Below are 18,612 nucleotides of genomic sequence, written 5' to 3' on the forward strand. Positions count from 1 at the left end.
AGACGTTGGTTTTGATACACATTTAACATCTGCGCCATGAGGGCGGGTAAGTCGGTGAAACTGACATCATCATAGAGTTCTCGACCAAATTTTTGATGAGTGTCACCCTCTCCCACATATACTTGATAGCGATCGCCACTCACACCAACTAAGGCAATATCACTTTTACCATGTTGGGCGCAGGATTTATCACAACCGCTCAAGTGAATATTGACAGGATGTTCTAACTTAACATGGGATGTCAGATACTCTGCTAATGCTAGGGCATGAGTTTTGGTATCTGTCGCCGCCGATGCACACCCCTGATTTCCTGAACAAGCGACTAAGGCACTTTTAATGTTAGTTGCTGAGGTATCTAAGTTTAAATCAGTGATGGCTTGCTGCACATCGGTAAGTCTGTGGTGGGGAATGTCTGTTAGGAGTACATTCTGCCAAGGGGTAAGTCTGAGTGTTCTACTACCATATTTTGTGGATAAGTCGGCTAAACCCCTGAGTTGATAAGTCTCTAGGCGACCTAGGGGTAATACTAAGCCAATGTAATATAATTCTGGTTGGTTTTGGGGATGAATACCAATGTGATGATATTGGTTGTTTGACCTCTCCCCTACAAGGACAGGGGAGAAATGCTTGTCTTGCTCCCCCTTCCCTAGTAGGGAAGGGGGTAGGGGGGTTAGGTTTTTCCTCTCCAAAGGAAATGGTAATTGCTGCTTGACTTGTTGGAGATAGTTATCTAAGCCTAGGTGATTAATTATTTGTCTGAGTCGTGGTTTGCGCTCAGTATTAGTTTTAATTGCTTGAGAGTGAGTGAGATAAATATCGGTTAAGGCAGTTAGGACTTTTAGGGATTCTTCAGGGAGTAAGATAATGCCGGTGTCGGTGGGGGGTGTGTTTTGTGCGCCTGTGCTGAGATAGAGGCGGAAGTAGATTTTGTTATCTATGCTGACGGCTGCTAATGTGATATCGTTGGGGCGATCGCATACGGAAATTAATCCACCACCATCAAAACAGACGCTAAATTTCGGTGATAGTGCTGATAATTGGGAATTTTGGGTAATATAATTATCCCAGCTTTCGACGAAGGGGCGGGTGTCAATTATTTCTTGGGGATCAATGCCAGCCGTGGGACTGGTCATGATATTACGGATTTGGTCTACACTGGTGTTATTTGAGCCTATGCCTAAATTCTGGAGTTGTTGCAAGGCTTCGATATCTAGCCCTTGGCGAATTTCTCGGATTTGTAGGTTAGCGCGGTTAGTTACGTCTATGTAGCCGCCACCATATTTATCAGCGATATCTGCGATCGCTTGACATTGTTTACTATTAATTATGCCCCCTGGTATTCTGATGCGTGATAAAATTCCATCTTGGGCAGGTGTGGCATAAAATAAACCAGGACAAGGTGTAGAACCGGACAGCAAAACTCTAACTCCTTCCCCGTGCGACGCAGGGAGTAGACGACAATATCCTGAAATAATTCGTATTACGAATTACGTAGCTTGCCTCCGCGTAGCGGTATTACGAATTACGAATTACGAATTACGAATTATCCTGAAGTTGGCATTCTGACTCAAAAACTTTGTTGTTTTATTACAGCTGCGGCACAGTCCCGGAATCTCACCAGAGTTTCCCAACTTCAAGTTCTAGTAATTTAACACGAGACGATAGTCAACAAATTGAATACTTCATATTTTTCATCTATTCCCTGGTTTGTCTGAGTTTGTCTTAGTTTTAACCGACACGATATTATGGTTCTTACTCAGGCTTCTTTGCCACGATAAATATTGCCTTATCTTGACTCGGTTGCCATTGATAATCGATCGCAAAACCAGCATCAGTCAGACTCTCTAGTAAATGTTGTGCGGTAAATACCTTGACTAAAGGGAAAAAGCCCAAAGCTTTACCAATGGGGGCAATTAATTTAAACCAACTATAAGCATCCCCCATACAGGTGGTACTAGTAACAAAAATTCCCCCTGGTTTGAGTATTTTATAAACCTTGGCGATCGCATTTTCTTTATTTTTCAGTAAATGCAAAATACTCAGTCCCAACACTGCATTATAGGTGCAGTCTTGTGCCTCTAATTCTTCAATAGTTAATTGTTCAAAAGTAACGTTATCGATACCTTGAGCTTCTGCCTTACCTTGAGCAATTTTAATCATTTCTGATGAGATGTCTATCGCTCTCAGATGTTTAACAAAAGGTGCATGAATAATGGCAGTTCCTCCCGTACCGCAACCAAATTCCAACACCGACCAATCTGGTTTAAAGTAACCTTGGGTAACTTGCAATTTTTTCTGATACGATGCCTCGTCAGCAATCGGTTGTTTTGAATATTTATCGGCAATTTTGTCCCAAAATTTAACAGATTGACTCATGTTCTTCTCCTCTATTTTGTAGATGCTTTTTATTGGAGATAACAAATAAGATTGAGGGAACAGTTTTACCCCTGCCCCCTGCCCAAAATCGTGTAATTTTGAATTTTGTAGGCGCAAGCCTTCTCTTCGAGACGCTACGCGAACCCGTAGGGTATTTTGAATTTTGAATTAATTAGCCCCCTGCCTACAAAGAGATTGATTATTTTTTCAATTGCAAGTTCTTTTTCTGTTTCCCCTTGCGAACTGCTATAGATCCTACAACAGCACCAACTGCTAGCTGAGATAAAATCATAGATGGCTCAGGCACTAATGTTTTATAAGCTAGGTTGCCAATAAATCTATGTGTAGCACTGGTAGGATGCAGGCTATCCCAAAATAGATACTCATCTGGATTGTCACAGATTTGGGGTGGTGGTAAGGTAGGATCATTAAGTAGAGGAGAGTTCATTAAGCAAGGAGCTTGGACATTTGTAAAATTAAACTTTGATGGTGTAGCAATGGTTTGTTGAAAAAAAGACGCTACATCCAAAGTTTTGAGCTTAATTCCAGGCTGGTTAGGATTAGCTTTCCCAAAAGCCTGAGAAAATAAGAAATTATGCCCTAAACTTAATTGATTGAGTCCCTCAGAAACTACTGCACCTTGGCTGGTAGCAAGTGGTGTCTTGCCTAAAAGTGGTAAATTGGCAACTAAAAAATTACGTGCGCCGACATTATAAAGTGTATTAACCGCACCAACTAAATTAGCAACTGGCTGGCTAGGATTTGTAACTCCACCACCTACGTAATCGTTTGCACCTGCCCATAATATATAAAGTGCTTGTGAATCAGCGATAGGGTTTGCTTGTATAAATTGAGTAACTTGTTGTGTTAATCCTACATAACCAGAAAAGCCAGGAATAGGAAACGTGTTCTGATCGCTAGTGGTAGCATTAGTCACAGCAAAGTTAATCCCTGTAGGGCTATTTCCCCCGGCAAGTTGAGATACTGGGGGTACGGGTAAGCCTAATTTCGATGCTAGTTGATCTAACCAGATGGGGCCGTTAGAAAATCGCCCGTTAAAGTAGCCAACCTGACTCGGAGGCAGGCCTGGTATGATGGCAAAGGAGTTGCCTGTATCGGTAAGACTATCACCAAAGGCGTATATCTTGCTGAAGTTGGCTGCTTGCGCTGCGGTGGGCATCACAGCTACAAGTGTTAGGGGTAGGGAAGTAAAAACGATGGTTTTGTATATTTGATTGATCAAGTTTTGTAAGTGCATGATCTATTTCCGGTACTACTTAAGTAGATATAATTAATTCCATTTGACACTAATCTCGGTAGTTTTCAGGAAATTTATGGTTAAATTTCAAGATTATAGTTTTGAGACAGGTGGAAACGCAGAGGAACGCAGAGGTTAACGCGGAGGTGCGCTAAGAAGAGGTTATGAGGGGAAAGTGGCTGGCTGTTGTGGGTGTTGGTGAGGATGGGTTGGCGGGATTGGGTACGATCGCTTGTTCTCTGGTGGCTGGTGCTGAGATAATTGTGGGAGGCGATCGCCATTTGGCTATGTTACCTACTGATGATACAAGGGAGAAAATATCTTGGTCTTCTCCTATTGGTGATTCTATACAGGCAATTATTCAGCGTCGCGGTAAGTCGGTGTGTGTTTTGGCTAGTGGTGATCCTCTGTGTTATGGGGTGGGTGCTACTTTGATACGCCACGTTCCTATTTCGGAAATGACGATTATCCCTGCACCGTCAGCTTTTAGTCTCGCTTGTGCTAAGTTGGGATGGTCTTTAACTGAAGTGGAAACTTTGAGTTTATGCGGTCGTCCGCCGGCTTTGCTGCAATCTTATATTTATAGTGGTGCGCGGTTGTTAATTTTGAGTGCCGGGAAAGATACGCCGGGGGTGGTGGCGGAAATTCTCAGACAGCGCGGTTTTGGTGATAGTCAGATGACTGTTTTAGAACGCCTGGGCGGTGTTCATGAACGGATAATTACAGGAACAGCCGCAACATGGCAGGAAGAAGATATTGCAGATTTAAATGCGATCGCAGTAAATTGTATTGCAGATCCTGGGGTGATTTCTTTATCTAGGCTACCAGGATTACCAGACGACGCTTATCACCATGATGGACAGTTAACAAAACGGGAAGTTAGGGCTGTGACTCTTTCAAGCCTCGCACCCACACCAGGACAATTACTTTGGGATGTCGGGGCAGGCTGTGGTTCAATATCTATAGAATGGATGCGAACTCATCCCAGATGTCAGGCGATCGCTATTGAACAAAATGCCACGAGACTGCAATATATTGCTGATAATGCTGCCGCTTTAGGTACTCCCAATTTAAAAATTATTGCCGGCAAAGCACCATCAGCCCTCAAAGACTTACCCCAACCCGACGCTATCTTTATTGGTGGTGGAGTCACAGCCGATGGATTATTTGATATTTGTTGGCAAGCCTTACGCCCAGGCGGAGTTTTAGTTGCTAATGTCGTCACCCTCGAAGGTGAACAAACCCTATATAAATGGTATGAACAACTAGGCGGCAGTTTCACCCGCATAGCCATTCAAAGAGCAGAACCCATCGGTAAATTTTTAGGCTGGAAAGCAATGGCAAGCGTGACGCAATTTGTAATTCGTAATTCGTAATTCGTAATTCGTAATTCGGGATGAAAATTAAAACTTCTCCCTTGTCTCCCTTGTCTCCCTTGTCTCCCTTGTCTCCCTTGTCTCCCTTGTCTCCCCCTGCCCCCCTGCCCCCCTGCTTTGGTAAACTAAGGAAAATTGAGGAAGCGTTGATGGCAAAAACAACTGAGGTTAAACATGAAACTGAAACATCTGTAGAAGAATTGCCTGTGGTTTCAGATATTGAAGATACGGTGACAACTGAAGATGCACCAGAATCAGTGGAAGATGTTCAAGATATTGATGAAATATTGAACTCCCTCAAAAGCTTACTCAGTGCTTTAGAAAAGCTGCAAAAAGTTCGGCAAGACGTAGGCGACATCAAACCTTTAATTGGGCGGATGTTAGATGGTGAACTAGTTGCCGGTGAAGAACTAGACCAACTTAAAGCAGGTGTAAATAGTTTATCTCGTTTAGTTCGTGCTTACAGCGACCATCAAGCAGCACTAACAAAAGCACAACCCGCCAGAAACTTGCTAGATCAAGTATTAAAAGTGTAAGCGTTGGATAATACCCCTGCCCCCTGCCCCCTGCCCCCTGCCCCCTGCCCCCTGCCCCCTGCCCAATTACGAATTACGAATTACGAATTACGAATTAATTCCCATTACCAAGAATGTAATGCACGCAATTGCGGGGTTTTTTTAAGCTGGTGGGCTTGCATTCTAGTTAATACATCGTCTAAAATTCCTACTGCTTCCACGATATAAGCACCTTTATTCAACATTACACACTCCGCCCGTTCTGCCATTGCCGCATCTGTCATTTCTGCCCGTGATGGCATTCCGTTTTTCACAAGGTTTTCTAAGACTTGGGTAGCCCAAATTACTGGTACATGGGCGGCTTCGCATAACCAAAGAATTTCTTCTTGAATTTCTGCTAGGCGTTGGTAGCCAATTTCTACGGCTAAGTCTCCTCTGGCAATCATAATGCCAAAGGGTTGTCTGCCGGCTGCCTGGACTATTAATTCTGGTAGGTTGGTGACGGCTAAGGGGGTTTCAATCTTGGCAACGATCGCGGGGATTTGATTATGATTAGGTATTCTTACTGCTAATTCTTGTTGTAATATCTCAATATCTTCTGGCTTCTGCACAAAAGAATAGCCGATAATATCAATATTATCGGCGTTAGCAGCAATAAAGTCTAAATCTTGTCTATCTTTATCAGTTAATGGACTGAGATTTAAGTCTGTGTAAGGAAAGTTAATACCTTTATCGGGACGGATTTTTTCGCCTTTTGGTCGAGTATGGGTAATTCTCAACCATACCCCCTCAGGTGCGATCGCCTCTACAATACCACCAATATGACCATCATCAATCCATACACTAGCACCAACTTCTAGGCGATCTAATATTTCTGGTAAGGTGCAGTTAGCCTGGAAACAAGTTGAACCAATGGTAGTTGGTAAGTCATGGGTTAATAATAAAGATTCTCCACGATAAATCCGTTGTTTGGCTTGGGGTGCGATCGCACATTCAATGCGAATTTTCGGGCCACTTAAATCCATCAGCACTTGACAAGCACGACCCATTTCTGCTTGTGCTAAACGCACATGAGTAATCATCTTTAACCATTCTTTCGGGGTATCATGGGCGCAGTTAATTCTTACACAATTCGTCCCTTGATGAATGAGATCCCGCACTAATTCATAATTACCGGCGGCTTCTGTTGGTAATGTCACCATGATTCTCACCCGGCGATGATTTAAAGTTTTACCAAATAATTCTTCGGTATTTTGCTTTAATAGGCGATCGCCATCAAAAAATGCTTCTAAGGGTGGATGACTATATCCTGTTTCTTGACAAACTGCTGCTAAAGTGGCAATCACAGCATCTAAATTGGGCATGACTCTAGCTTCAATTCGTCCCAAAGAAGATAAACCCCACGGCATTAAAGCAGCTTGTAAGGGTCTTAAATCATGTCGTCGTAACGCTAAGTAATAAGCTAAGTTTAAACCACTATCAACAAAAGCCAATCGTTGAATATGCGATCGCCATTCATGAAATAAGTCTTGTCCTTCTCTGTATACCGATTCCCGCAATTGTCGTAAAGTAGCCAGTAAAGTTTTTGGATCTGATAACTCTGCTGCTAAATATGGTTGCTGTAAGCTATTGGATGACATACATTTATTCCTATTTGCTATCAATTGATGATCTTGATGCGTATTTGACACTTAACATTGCACCGTTTCTACATTTATGTTTAGGTTTCGAGTTAAGCAATTTAAAGTTGAGCCTCACAACCACAACGTTTTCATTCAGAATTGCAACGTTCTCATTTAGACCGAAAACATTTTCATTCAGAATTGCAACGTTTTCATTTAGAACGAAAACGTTTTCATTCAGAACCGCAACGTTTTCATTTAGGACGAAAACATTCTCATTCAGAACCGCAACGTTTTCATTTAGAACGAAAACATTCTCATTTAAAATCCCAAATTTACTGACTTTAGCCTAGCCAAACTCTCATGTAGCTGATGTAGTGGCGAGTTCATCAGCAGTCACAGCAGTTACACCTTGAACAGTTAACACAGAACAAGGAGCATGATGTAACACATAATTGCTGACACTGCCTAAGAAAAATTCACTAAATCCACTCAGTCCCCGACGACCTAAAATTATTAAATCGGCGTTCCAATTCCGGGCAATATCACATATAATCCGGCTAGGTTCGCCGAGTTCTTGAGTAAAATCTGCGGTAATGCCTTTAGCGATCGCTTGATTATTCAACAGTGTTAAAAATTCAATTCCCTCTTGTTTTAAATTTTGCCATTGACTTAGATAATATTCCACACCATGAGTCTGAGAAGTCCCATAATGAGTTTGTGTTTCCATAGCCGAAGCATTGAGATAATCATCATCAAACGGTGAAATAACGTGTAACAATAACAATTCGGCATTGTTTGCAGTCGCTAAATTCAGGGCGTGTGCAAACACCTGCTGTCCCATTTCATTGTTATTGAGTGCGACTAAAATTTTGTTAAACATCATGCCAATTCCTAAATCAAGAATAGAAACGCGATTACTTCCGTCTGTAAATAAATCTCAAATTGGATTGTTCCTCCCCTTCCCTAATAGGGAAAGGGAGTTATATTTACAAGAACTTCAAACAGAGAGTCCATCAATAATTCAGTAATTACGAATTACGAATTACGAATTACGAATTATCTTCTGCTGCGGCAATTTCTAACATAGTTTTGAGGACAGAATCAGGATTGAGACTAATAGAATCAATGCCTAGTTCTACTAAAAACCGTGCAAATTCAGGGTAATCGCTGGGTGCTTGTCCACAGATGCCAATTTTGCGTCCGTATTCTTTGACAGTAGCGATCGCTTTTGCTATCATTCGCTTCACAGCTTCGTCTCGTTCGTCAAATAAATGGGCGACTAATTCCGAATCTCTGTCTAATCCTAGTGTCAACTGTGTTAAGTCATTAGAACCAATGGAGAAACCATCAAAAACTTGAGCAAATTCATCTGCTAACTGCACATTACTGGGCAACTCGCACATTACGTAAACTTGCAAGCCGTTTTCTCCGCGCACCAAACCATGTTTTTCCATCTCGGCTAACACCCGTCGTCCTTCGTTGGGGGTGCGACAGAAGGGAATCATTAAAATCACGTTGGTTAAACCCATGTCATCCCGTACCCGCTTCATGGCTTGACACTCTAGAGCAAAACCTTCACGGTAACGAGGATCATAATAGCGAGAAGCACCACGCCAGCCAATCATCGGGTTTTCTTCTAAAGGTTCAAATTGCTTACCACCCAACAAATTGGCGTACTCGTTACTCTTGAAATCAGAAAGACGCACAATTACAGGTTTTGGATAAAAAGCGGCGGCGATAGTAGCAATACCTTGAGCAAGTTGATCAACAAAGAATTGAGTTTTATCTGTGTATTGGGACGTTAACTCCGCAATTTTATATTTTGCTAGTTCGTCTTCTAACTCATCATAATGAATCAATGCTAAGGGGTGCGCTTTGATGTGATTATTAATAATAAATTCCATCCGCGCTAATCCCACGCCATCGTTAGGAATATTCGTTAAACCAAACGCTTCTTCGGGATTACCCAAATTCATCATAATTTGGGTGTGGGTGCGGGGCAATTTCTCTAGGGGGATTTCTTTAATTTCGTAAGGTAATAACCCAGGATAAACTTTCCCCGTTTCTCCTTCAGCACAGCTAACGGTGACTTCTTGCCCGGTTTTAATAATTGTCGTGGCATTTCCACAACCAACGATCGCGGGAATACCCATTTCTCTAGCTATAATGGCGGCGTGACAAGTTCTCCCACCAGAGTTAGTCACAATCGCGCTAGCACGTTTCATAATGGGTTCCCAATCTGGGTCAGTGCGATTTGTTACCAACACTTCCCCAGCTTGAAACTGACCGATTTGATGGACATCCAGAATTACTCTTGCTTTCCCCTGTCCAATCATTTCCCCAACACTACGGCCAATTACCACTGGTTTTGGTTGTTCCTCTGGTTTCCCTTGCAGGCGATAATTACGTAGTACGTTCTTGGTTTTTTGAGACTGCACTGTTTCAGGACGGGCTTGGACAATAAATAATTCATTAGTCAAGCCATCTTTTGCCCATTCAATATCCATTGGTGTATAGACACCACGCACTTGAGAATAGTGTTCTTCAATAATGCAAGCCCAGTTGGCTAATTGTAAAATTTCGTCGTCATTGAGGGCGAAAACATTGCGTTCTGAGGGTGCAACAGCCACATTTTTAGTTAATTTTGAGCCGCCTAGGTCATAGACCATTTTAATTTCTTTTGTACCAAGGCGTTTTTGAATAATGGAACGATATCCCTGTTGCAGAGTTGGTTTAAATACTAAATATTCATCTGGGTTAACTGCGCCTTGGACAACGTTTTCACCTAAACCATAGGCGGCAGTAATCAAAGCTGCATCTTTAAAACCGGTTTCTGTGTCGATGGAGAACATCACCCCAGAGTTAGCCAAATCAGAACGTACCATTTTTTGTACGCCCACAGACAAGGCAATATTAAAATGATCAAATCCTTTAATTTGGCGGTAAGAAATAGCCCGGTCTGTAAAAATAGAAGCAAAACATTTATGGCAAGATTCTAGAACAGCTTGCAAACCGTGGACATTTAAATAAGTTTCTTGTTGTCCCGCAAAGCTAGCATCAGGTAAATCTTCAGCCGTCGCGCTAGAACGTACAGCCACATCAGTATCTGCACCATACTCTTGACATAGAGTAGCGTAAGATTCCGCGATCGCATCCTGTAAATCTTGCGGAAATGGAGTTTGCAGCATCAATAATCTAGCTTGCTTCCCACACTGGCGCAGATTTTTCACATCCTCAACATCTAAATCTGCAAAAATTTCCCTAAGTTGTGCTTCTATCCCAGCCGCAGAAATAAAATATCTATAAGCATAAGCAGTTGTCGCAAATCCTGTGGGAACTTTTACGCCTTTGCGTTTCAGTTGTTGAATCATTTCCCCCAAGGATGCGTTTTTACCTCCAACGAGCGGGATATCTGCAATCCCCACTTGATTGAAAGGTAATACCAAAGCTTCATCTCTGGAGGGTAAATTAGCTGTTGGAGGATTTAGCAGTGTGTTTACCATGTCTGATATTCCTAATAACATCAAGAAATACTTAAGAAAATGTAGTCAAATCAACTACTCCTAAGTCTCACACTCTGTTTATAGAAAGATAATTTGAGGATCTTGTGAGGATATTAGTCCACTTTTAACAATCTTAATTAAAGGGAACAGGGTTGGGGGAACGGGGAACGGGGGGCAGGGGGCAGGGGGCAGGGGAGCAGGGGGCAGGGGGAGACAAGGTAGACAAGGGAGACAAGGGAGACAAGGGGGCAGGGGGAGTAACACTCTTCAATTTTGAATTTTGAATTTTGAATTTTGAATTTTGAATTGATTAGCCCCATTCCCAAAAGGAGATGAAGTTTCCTACCGCTTTTGATGATTAAACACTTCAAATTTTATATATAAAAGTTACAAACTGTTGCTAATTATTGTTTTAGTCACACAAACCTGATAATTGCTCAGTATCCTCTAGATAGAAATACTTATTTTATCAAAACCTCTATTCCCTAGAATTACGTTATTTCCGATCAATAACGATTTAATAAAAGGATTTACGGTTATGATTAGCTGTCCTTGTTGTTCTGGGTTACTTTTACCGCATATCCGTGGTTCAGAAATTCACTGGTTTTGTCGCCACTGTTGGCAAGATATGCCGGTATTCTACAGGGAAACTCCTAGTTCCTTTGTTGAACTGCTTGTTAGTAAATTCTCTTACCATTTTGAGTCACAAGAATCTGGTAATACAGTATTGACAGTTGAGAGTTGATGGTTGGTGCGTGACGCTATAACTTTCATGACTAATACCGTTTCTTGATGTAGCTTGCCTGGCGTAGCCATAGATGCACTTTATTCTGTACTGTAGAGACGTTGCATGCAACGTCTCTACATCATTATATTTCGTGCAACTTCATAGAGAATTGGTATTAAGTCTAGTTATTAGTTTTCCAGTCAAATATATTCAAGTTTTAACAATAAAACTCAATGAACTGGCTATAATTAAGTTATGAGCCTAGCAATACAAGCGACCTCTCCCGTTGGATGTTCAAAGCCTCTGTGACTAGATAACCTCATATTTTAAAGTAGTCTAGAACATTGAAAATCAATAACTAGATAGAGCGGCTCGTAGTTAGTCCAGTAAGGTGTAAACCTTACAAAGCTAGAAATATTTGACTATATTTTTAGTAACTATAAGTTCCAATACTTTCGCAGCCTCACACACCCTACTTCTACTCATTACTCATTACTCATTACTCATTACTCATTACTCATTACTCATTACTCATTACTCATTACTCATTACTCATTACTCATTACTCATTACTCATTACTCATTACTCATTACTCATTACTTACTATATAAATAAACTCAACCCTCGAATCACTCCGAGGGCTTTAATTTTATGGTGAATTTTCAAAGGTGAATATATCAAGGATGCTATTAACAGGGATGACAGATAATTGGTTTAATCTTCTTCCCATTTCTCATGACTTAACAAGTCAATAATTCTATCCCTGAGCAAAAATTCGTTTTTTTCTAACTCTAGCTCGAAGAATGGCCAATCACGATCTGAAATATATTTACAGAGAGCATAAATTGGCTGTTGTCGGTTCACAAGTCCTTTGGAGACTAGTTCACGGGCTTCATCCTTGATAACCTCAATATCATATTTGACAGCAGTATTCATCGCTTGTTCCTTCGCTATTGATCAAGGAATTGGGAGTTAAAACAATAAATGCCTGTACTCCACTCTCAATTTATCAAAAAATAGTGTACATTGTGATGACTGTAAAGATTAAACCTTATTTGGTTTAGTTTGTTTTCATCCTTAAGATAGACTCATTCGTAAAATATTTGTGATAGTGTCAACATGATGTAAAAGTAATGAAGAAGAAGCAGCACTGCCTTGATTAATTGTCAACAGCCCACTGCTATAGCTGACTAAGCATTAAGTTTAATTAATTCCTGAATTTGTGTTAATAATTCTTCAGGGCTAAAGGGCTTGGGTAGGAATTTTGTAGCTCTAGACTGAGAGTCTTTTGCTAAGTTTTCTATGGTAGCTATGCCACTCATGGCAATTATTCTAATCTGGGGATTAATCATTTGTAAGGCACTTATAGTCATGTTACCTGCCATTTTAGGCATCATCATGTCTATGATCACCACTTGAATTTCATCTTTATATTGATTGTAGACAGATAAAGCTTCGATGCCATTGGCGGCTGTTAATACTTTATAGTTGTGGGTTTCTAGTATATTTTTAGTAATTTGATTAATTGCTAATTCATCATCTACAACTAAAATCAATTCTCCATTGCCTGTTGATGGTGTTTGATGAGATGGAGAATTATTGCAAGGTAAATATATTTCAAATTTACTACCAATTCCTACTTGACTGGATACGGTGAGAAAACCGCCATGATTCTTTACAATTCCAATGACAGTGGATAAACCTAATCCCGTGCCTTTACCTATAGCTTTGGTGGTGAAAAAGGGGTCAAAAATTTTATCTAGATTGTCAGGGTGTATACCTGTACCTGTATCTTTAATTTTAATTACTATATAATAACCAACTTCTGCACCTATGTGCTTTGTGGCTAATTCTTCATCAATGAATATATTATGAGCAGATATAGATAATTCACCACTAGTAGGAATGGAATCACGGGCATTAATTAACAAATTCATTAATACTTGATTTATTTGGGTTCTATCTCCTGTGATTGTGGCTAAATCTGTGGCTATATCTGTTTTGATCTCAATTGATGGGGGAAATGTCCGTTTGACGACCTGTTCAATATCTGAAATGATACTACCAATGTTGAGGTTTGTACTTTTGCCTTCAGAGTTACACCCAAATTGGGCAATTTGCTGGACTAAATTAGCTCCTTCTTTAGCACTAGTAGCTAGTAAATTTAGCATTTGTTGGGAATCTTCTGGCAGTTGAGGATGTTTTAGGGGTAGTAGTTGGGCAACTGTGACAATAGGTGTAAAAATATTGTTGAGGTCGTGAGCAATACCATTGGTGAGATTTGCTAGACTTTCTAGGCGTTGCATACGCAATAGTTGAGTTTCGAGTTGCTTTTTCTCGGTGATGTCAGTATCAATACTGAGAATGGATTGCGGTAAGCCTAAAGGATCACACATCAGTGTCCAACGACTAGCAACGATGATTTTTTTACCATCTTTGGCTACTTTATATAACTCCCCTTGCCATGCGCCGTTTTCCAGTAGTATTTGCTTGGCTTGTTCGAGTTGTGGATCATTTTCTGTAGATAAAAGTGTATCGCCGTTATTGCCGACAGCTTCCGTTGCTGTCCATCCGTAAAGATTTTCCGCGCCTTTGTTCCAAAACAGGATTTGACTTTGCAAATCTTTGACTAAAATGGCATCGGTTGCAATATCGAGCAAGGCGGCTTGTTGGCGGAGTTGTTGTTCTATGCGCTGGCGATCGCTAATATCTCTAAAGAGCCAGCGTAAACTAGTGATTTTGCCTGTGATATCCCTTTGTGTAACGGCGGTGAACTCGGCTGTAAAGTCTGTTACACCTTCTTTATGAAAGATCGGGACTTCTGCATTCCGAATATGACCTTGTTGTTGTAAAGTTAAAATTAACTGCCGAAACTCTGGCTTTGCGTCTGGATGCACAAACACGGAGATAGGTTTAGCGATGAGATAAGATTGACGCACTTGCAGTAATTGGGCAGCAATGTGGTTAGCTTCTTGGATAATGCCAGTAATATCAGTGACTAAGTAACCGTCGGGGGCAAAGTGAAATAAATCTTGGTAACGTTGGCGTTCGGTTTCTACTTGTTGACGAGTAGCAAGTAATTCTTGATTTTGTAATTGTAGTTCTTCTGCTAAGACGTTTAATTCTTCTAGGGCAATAGAAATTTCTGATATTGCTTCTGTTAACATCACTACAGGGGAATCTTGCCACCTGGAGAGATCCTGGGGTTGACTAGCTCGCTGCAAGAGGTTATCGAGTCTTTGGTTGGCTGCGTCAATGGCTTGTGTCCAGTTATCTAGTGTCATTTTTGTCTCCTAGCCTCAATATCCTGACTAGAAATCATACTATTCATTATTTCTATATCCGCCATCATCAACACTGCCCCTTGCATTTCTGTTCCAGATAAAGGAGTAATAGCAACATAACATCTAATTTGTCTACCCCGACGATTGATAGCCTCTAAAATCATTTCTTGAAATGGTTGTTGATCTGTGAGAGCATCTCGAATAGGCGATCGCAATTGTTCAATGGGTAAACCAATATCTAAGCTAAATAAGGAATTACCCACAACCTCATCGGCTTTAAGTCCCCACATCTCTTCAAGCATATAATTCCACACTAAAATATTGAAGCTGTTATCAATGACTACTATGCCTATTTGCAGACTCTTTAAAATACTTACTAAAACAATATTAGTGCGGTTAAGCTCTTGAGTACGCTGACTGAGTTCGTTATTGATGGCATATAATTCTTGATTAGTAGCTTGCAGTTCTGTGTTGGTAGTCTCCAATTCTTGATTAGTAGATTGTAGTTCTTCGTTGATGGTTTCTAATTCTTCATTAGTAGATTGGAGTTCTTCGTTGGTAGTTTCTAATTCTTCATTAATTGACTGGAGTTCTTCTTTGGTAGTCTCTAATTCTTGTTGAGAACGTTGTAGTTCTTCTTGGAGGTGAATGTAGTGAGTAACATCCTGAAAAACAATACTCACACCCAGGAAGCTGTTGTCAGTATTTTGTAAAGGTGTGATTCTGACATCAAAGTATTGAGTTTCTGCATGAGAGAAATACCGTTCAACGCTGGTAATGTTCACCGGGCGGCGTTCTAAGTAGGCTCTTTCAATTAGCGATCGCAGTTCTAAAGGACGGTAAGATATTTCTAGATCATGAAAGGGACGATTTAAATCTCTAGGAGACAAAGCAAATAAATTTCTTGCCTGTTCGTTCATCATGACTAATCTACCCTCAAAATTCACCACTATTTGAGCGGTAGCTGTGCCATCAAAAGCTAAATCTCTGAGACGCATTTGATAGGATAAACTATTCCTCCCGATGGCATCTCCTGAAGTGGACATAAATAAGAGGCGATTTCTTAAATTATTTTCTGATACTTTGAGAAAGAGGCGATTTTTTAAGTCTAAGGGAGTAAAAAAATTAGGATAGCTCAATAACATTTCTGCCTTACCCAAAAACAGATAAGCCATATCTTTCAGAGCAAAATGAAACCGCGTTAAAATCCGTCCCTGGGTTTCAGAGTTAAAGTACATTAAAGTATTACGGCAGATCAACAAATCTAACCGAGAAATTGGGGCATCTTGCAGTAAATCATGACGGCCAAAAATCACACAACGCCGCAAGTCTGCTTGAAAAATATAACGGTTATTAATAACTTCAAAATACTTTTCCCGTAAATGCTGGGGTATGAGATGCACATCTTTATCAGAATAAGCTGCTTGACGCGCCTGGTTGAGAGCTTCTTCATCTACGTCTGTGGCATAGATTTTTACCTGTTGGCGAAATTTCTCAGCACCCAACATTTCCGCCATTAATATCGCAATAGTATAAGCTTCTTCACCAGAAGCACATCCCGCACTCCAAATGCGAATTTGCTCACTATCTTTTTTGCCTGCAACGATATTAGGTAATACTTGCTCAACCAAAGCTGCCCAAGGTGTAACATCTCGAAAGAAGTTAGTGACATTAATTAAAATAGTATTGAAAAGCTGATTAAATTCCTCTGGATCAACTTCTAAATAATCTAAATAATCTCCAAAAGCTTCTACATTTAATAATTGCATTCTCTTGCGTACACGGCGCATTAAAGTAGAACGCTTGTAGCCTGTAAAGTCAAATCCCCGATTTTTGCGTAAATAAATCAGTAGATTTTCAAATTCAGGGTCTTTTTCTGTAGAAGTCACGCCACTTTACTCCGCATTTAAGATAAAAAAAGTAAAATCTCCATACATAAATTCATAAATCTTAACTGATGACCAAGCCCCTAGTTTTAAATATGGGTTTCACTACACCCCACACCCTACCCCTCACAAGTGTAGGTTTTTAATCTAGTAGTGAGTAAGGACTCTAAAACTAACCAGAACATCATTCTTTCATCCACCCCTACACCCCTATACCCTTACACCCCTACACCCTAAAACCAACGTTTTTGGGACACGACGTAAAAAACCTACACCTGTCAGACACCCTACCCCCTACACCCTGTTCATTGTTATTCCTCTTGTTCTAAAATATATTTGGCCTGCATCAATTCTTGTTGATGTGCCTCGCTGACAGTAGGATATTTTAGATTGAGTTCTTGTAGCTTTTTACAGATAATATCAGCGACTACCAGACGAGTAAACCATTTGCGATCGGCTGGGATAATATACCAAGGCGCATAATCTGTACTCGTATGCTGAAACACCGCCTCATAAGCTTCCATATAATCATCCCAAAAAGCTCGCTCTTTGACATCATTAACAGAAAACTTCCAATTCTTCTCAGGAAATTCAATTCTTTCTAAAAACCGTTTTTTCTGCTCCTTTTTAGAGACATTGAGAAAAAACTTCAGCACTATTATCCCATTATTTACCAAATATTTCTCAAAATTATTAATTTCATGAAAACGCTGTTTCCATATCTCATTGCCTTTGCCAATATGGGGTAATTGCTGCTTGTAAAGAATTTCTGGATGCACACGCACCACTAATACTTCTTCATAATATGAGCGGTTAAATATGCCAATCCTTCCCCTTTCTGGTAATGATTTTGTGCTTCGCCAGAGATAATCATGATCTAATTCTTCGTCACTGGGTGCTTTAAAACTAAACACTTGAAAACCCTGGGGATTCACACCAGACATAACGTGTTTTATAGTGCTATCTTTACCAGCCGCATCCATTGCTTGAAAGATAATTAACAATGAATAGGTATTTTGAGCGTAAAGTACATCTTGATAAGCTGCTAATTTTTCAATGTTCTGATGTAATTTCTGCACAGATTCAGCTTTGTCATGATACCCATCATGATATGCTGGGTCAAAGTTTTTTAACAAAGAAAGCTTTGAGCCTGGGGGAAAAATAAAAGCATCATGCTTCATGTAAATTCACTACCCTAAAAAACATTTATTCTTAAAATAAGGACTAAAGTCCTTACTACAAACTTAAATTATTATTGCCCTACTTATTTTCAAGAAACTTATTTTTTAATCTAGGTGCAAGCAATTACTTTCAAATATCATACCAATATAATTAATCATTGTGCAACAACTCATTTTTAAATGTATTGGTTCTGTATAAACAGAATATTAGAATTTTTATTTCTATCTATTTTTGTTTAAAAAAATTAATGAAATTTAAAATATATATCAAAAAATTCAGCGAATTTAGATATACAGTAAATTGTTTGGTAATTAGTTGAGGTGAAAAATTACAAAGATTTACTATTTAGGGTTTTTGTGATTTTTGCATTTTAAGTTGATGAGAGCGCATAGCTTCACGCCCTAAAAGAAACATTCCTGTAACACCCAAGCAGACAAACCAAATATATTGATACCAATATTGGTGTATTTGCTCAATGGTACTCATTTCCGGGTGCAATGTATTGCAATACAGTAACAACACCAAAATCATCAACGCCCCAAACCCAATAAAGCTTAAACCGACTAAGATTCTTGCGGGTTGTAATTCTATATCGCTAATTGTGGCTAAGTCAATTTCTGCAAGTTCCTGTAGGGAATCATCAGCTACATTGGAGGCTACTTGCAAGCTATTACTTAACTTTGGCGGCAAAATAGGGGCGAGGGTAGCGACTGTAGGGCGACGTATTAACGCTTCAGTATCGCGTAATAGTACTAATGGCTTACGTACTGTAGCAGTCTGGGCAGTGGGTTTAGTGTCAAAATCCATAGCACGCCAGAGAAATCAGAACATACATTATATCAATAGCCTAGCGAATGACTAGAGACAAATCAATTCAAA

At 40.1% G+C, this 18,612-nt stretch carries 15 protein-coding genes, 1 pseudogene and 1 riboswitch; of the genes and pseudogenes, 3 read left to right on the forward strand and 13 right to left on the reverse strand.

All coding sequences use genetic code 11. The annotated features are described in order from the left end of the window. Positions 1-32 precede the first annotated feature (32 nt). The 3 genes and pseudogenes from cobG to ACPZ3T_RS10585 all read right to left on the reverse strand — a co-directional run. A pseudogene (gene cobG / locus ACPZ3T_RS10575) lies at positions 33-1,418 on the reverse strand (precorrin-3B synthase); the annotation flags it as partial. Between the two features lie 129 nt (positions 1,419-1,547). Next, positions 1,548-1,645: riboswitch (adenosylcobalamin-variant (AdoCbl-variant) riboswitch) on the reverse strand. 107 nt (positions 1,646-1,752) lie between these two features. Then, on the reverse strand, positions 1,753-2,376 hold the full coding sequence (locus ACPZ3T_RS10580) for a class I SAM-dependent methyltransferase (protein WP_490276009.1): 624 nt from the start codon (positions 2,374-2,376) through the stop codon (positions 1,753-1,755). 199 nt (positions 2,377-2,575) lie between these two features. Next, entirely contained in the window at positions 2,576-3,634 is a 1,059-nt protein-coding gene (locus ACPZ3T_RS10585; RefSeq protein WP_490276011.1) for an SGNH/GDSL hydrolase family protein, read from the reverse strand. Between the two features lie 164 nt (positions 3,635-3,798). Between ACPZ3T_RS10585 and cbiE the strand changes: the two genes are divergently transcribed. After that, positions 3,799-5,010, forward strand: coding sequence for a precorrin-6y C5,15-methyltransferase (decarboxylating) subunit CbiE (gene cbiE, locus ACPZ3T_RS10590; RefSeq protein ID WP_490276013.1), 1,212 nt, complete (start codon positions 3,799-3,801; stop codon positions 5,008-5,010). Between the two features lie 27 nt (positions 5,011-5,037). Here cbiE and ACPZ3T_RS10595 read toward each other — a convergent pair whose 3' ends face one another. After that, positions 5,038-5,166 (reverse strand): hypothetical protein, encoded by a 129-nt coding sequence (locus ACPZ3T_RS10595; protein WP_490276015.1) that lies wholly within the window; start codon positions 5,164-5,166, stop codon positions 5,038-5,040. On the opposite strand from ACPZ3T_RS10595, the gene ACPZ3T_RS10600 reads away from it, so the two are divergent. Next, on the forward strand, positions 5,160-5,546 hold the full coding sequence (locus ACPZ3T_RS10600; RefSeq protein WP_490276017.1) for a hypothetical protein: 387 nt from the start codon (positions 5,160-5,162) through the stop codon (positions 5,544-5,546). The genes ACPZ3T_RS10595 and ACPZ3T_RS10600 overlap by 7 nt on opposite strands. Before the next feature lie 104 nt (positions 5,547-5,650). Here the strand turns inward: ACPZ3T_RS10600 and ACPZ3T_RS10605 are convergent, their stop codons facing one another. The 3 genes from ACPZ3T_RS10605 to ppsA all read right to left on the reverse strand — a co-directional run bounded on the left by ACPZ3T_RS10605 (position 5,651) and on the right by ppsA (position 10,653). Further along, complete coding sequence (locus tag ACPZ3T_RS10605) at positions 5,651-7,165, reverse strand: pyruvate kinase (RefSeq protein ID WP_490276019.1); 1,515 nt, start codon at positions 7,163-7,165, stop codon at positions 5,651-5,653. Between the two features lie 343 nt (positions 7,166-7,508). Next, complete coding sequence (locus ACPZ3T_RS10610) at positions 7,509-8,030, reverse strand: universal stress protein (RefSeq protein WP_490277188.1); 522 nt, start codon at positions 8,028-8,030, stop codon at positions 7,509-7,511. A gap of 169 nt (positions 8,031-8,199) precedes the next feature. Then, entirely contained in the window at positions 8,200-10,653 is a 2,454-nt protein-coding gene (gene ppsA, locus ACPZ3T_RS10615) for a phosphoenolpyruvate synthase (protein ID WP_490276021.1), read from the reverse strand. A gap of 152 nt (positions 10,654-10,805) precedes the next feature. Between ppsA and ACPZ3T_RS10620 the strand changes: the two genes are divergently transcribed. Continuing rightward, positions 10,806-10,937, forward strand: coding sequence for a hypothetical protein (locus tag ACPZ3T_RS10620; protein ID WP_490276023.1), 132 nt, complete (start codon positions 10,806-10,808; stop codon positions 10,935-10,937). Positions 10,938-11,343: 406 nt separating this feature from the next. Here the strand turns inward: ACPZ3T_RS10620 and ACPZ3T_RS10625 are convergent, their stop codons facing one another. The 6 genes from ACPZ3T_RS10625 to ACPZ3T_RS10650 all read right to left on the reverse strand — a co-directional run bounded on the left by ACPZ3T_RS10625 (position 11,344) and on the right by ACPZ3T_RS10650 (position 18,540). Further along, complete coding sequence (locus ACPZ3T_RS10625) at positions 11,344-11,469, reverse strand: hypothetical protein (RefSeq protein WP_490276025.1); 126 nt, start codon at positions 11,467-11,469, stop codon at positions 11,344-11,346. 626 nt (positions 11,470-12,095) lie between these two features. After that, positions 12,096-12,317 (reverse strand): DUF4327 family protein, encoded by a 222-nt coding sequence (locus ACPZ3T_RS10630; protein WP_490276027.1) that lies wholly within the window; start codon positions 12,315-12,317, stop codon positions 12,096-12,098. Positions 12,318-12,571: 254 nt separating this feature from the next. Next, positions 12,572-14,665, reverse strand: coding sequence for a hybrid sensor histidine kinase/response regulator (locus ACPZ3T_RS10635; protein ID WP_490276028.1), 2,094 nt, complete (start codon positions 14,663-14,665; stop codon positions 12,572-12,574). Further along, complete coding sequence (locus ACPZ3T_RS10640; RefSeq protein ID WP_490276030.1) at positions 14,662-16,554, reverse strand: CheR family methyltransferase; 1,893 nt, start codon at positions 16,552-16,554, stop codon at positions 14,662-14,664. Before ACPZ3T_RS10640 ends, ACPZ3T_RS10635 begins: the two co-directional genes overlap by 4 nt. Positions 16,555-16,862: 308 nt before the next feature. Beyond that, a complete protein-coding gene (locus ACPZ3T_RS10645; RefSeq protein WP_490276032.1) occupies positions 16,863-17,732 on the reverse strand; it encodes a polyphosphate kinase 2 family protein in 870 nt (289 codons plus the stop codon). A gap of 346 nt (positions 17,733-18,078) precedes the next feature. Then, complete coding sequence (locus ACPZ3T_RS10650) at positions 18,079-18,540, reverse strand: hypothetical protein (protein ID WP_490276034.1); 462 nt, start codon at positions 18,538-18,540, stop codon at positions 18,079-18,081. Positions 18,541-18,612: the final 72 nt, after the last annotated feature.

It is taken from the genome of Aliinostoc maniaoense, from assembly GCF_058172895.1.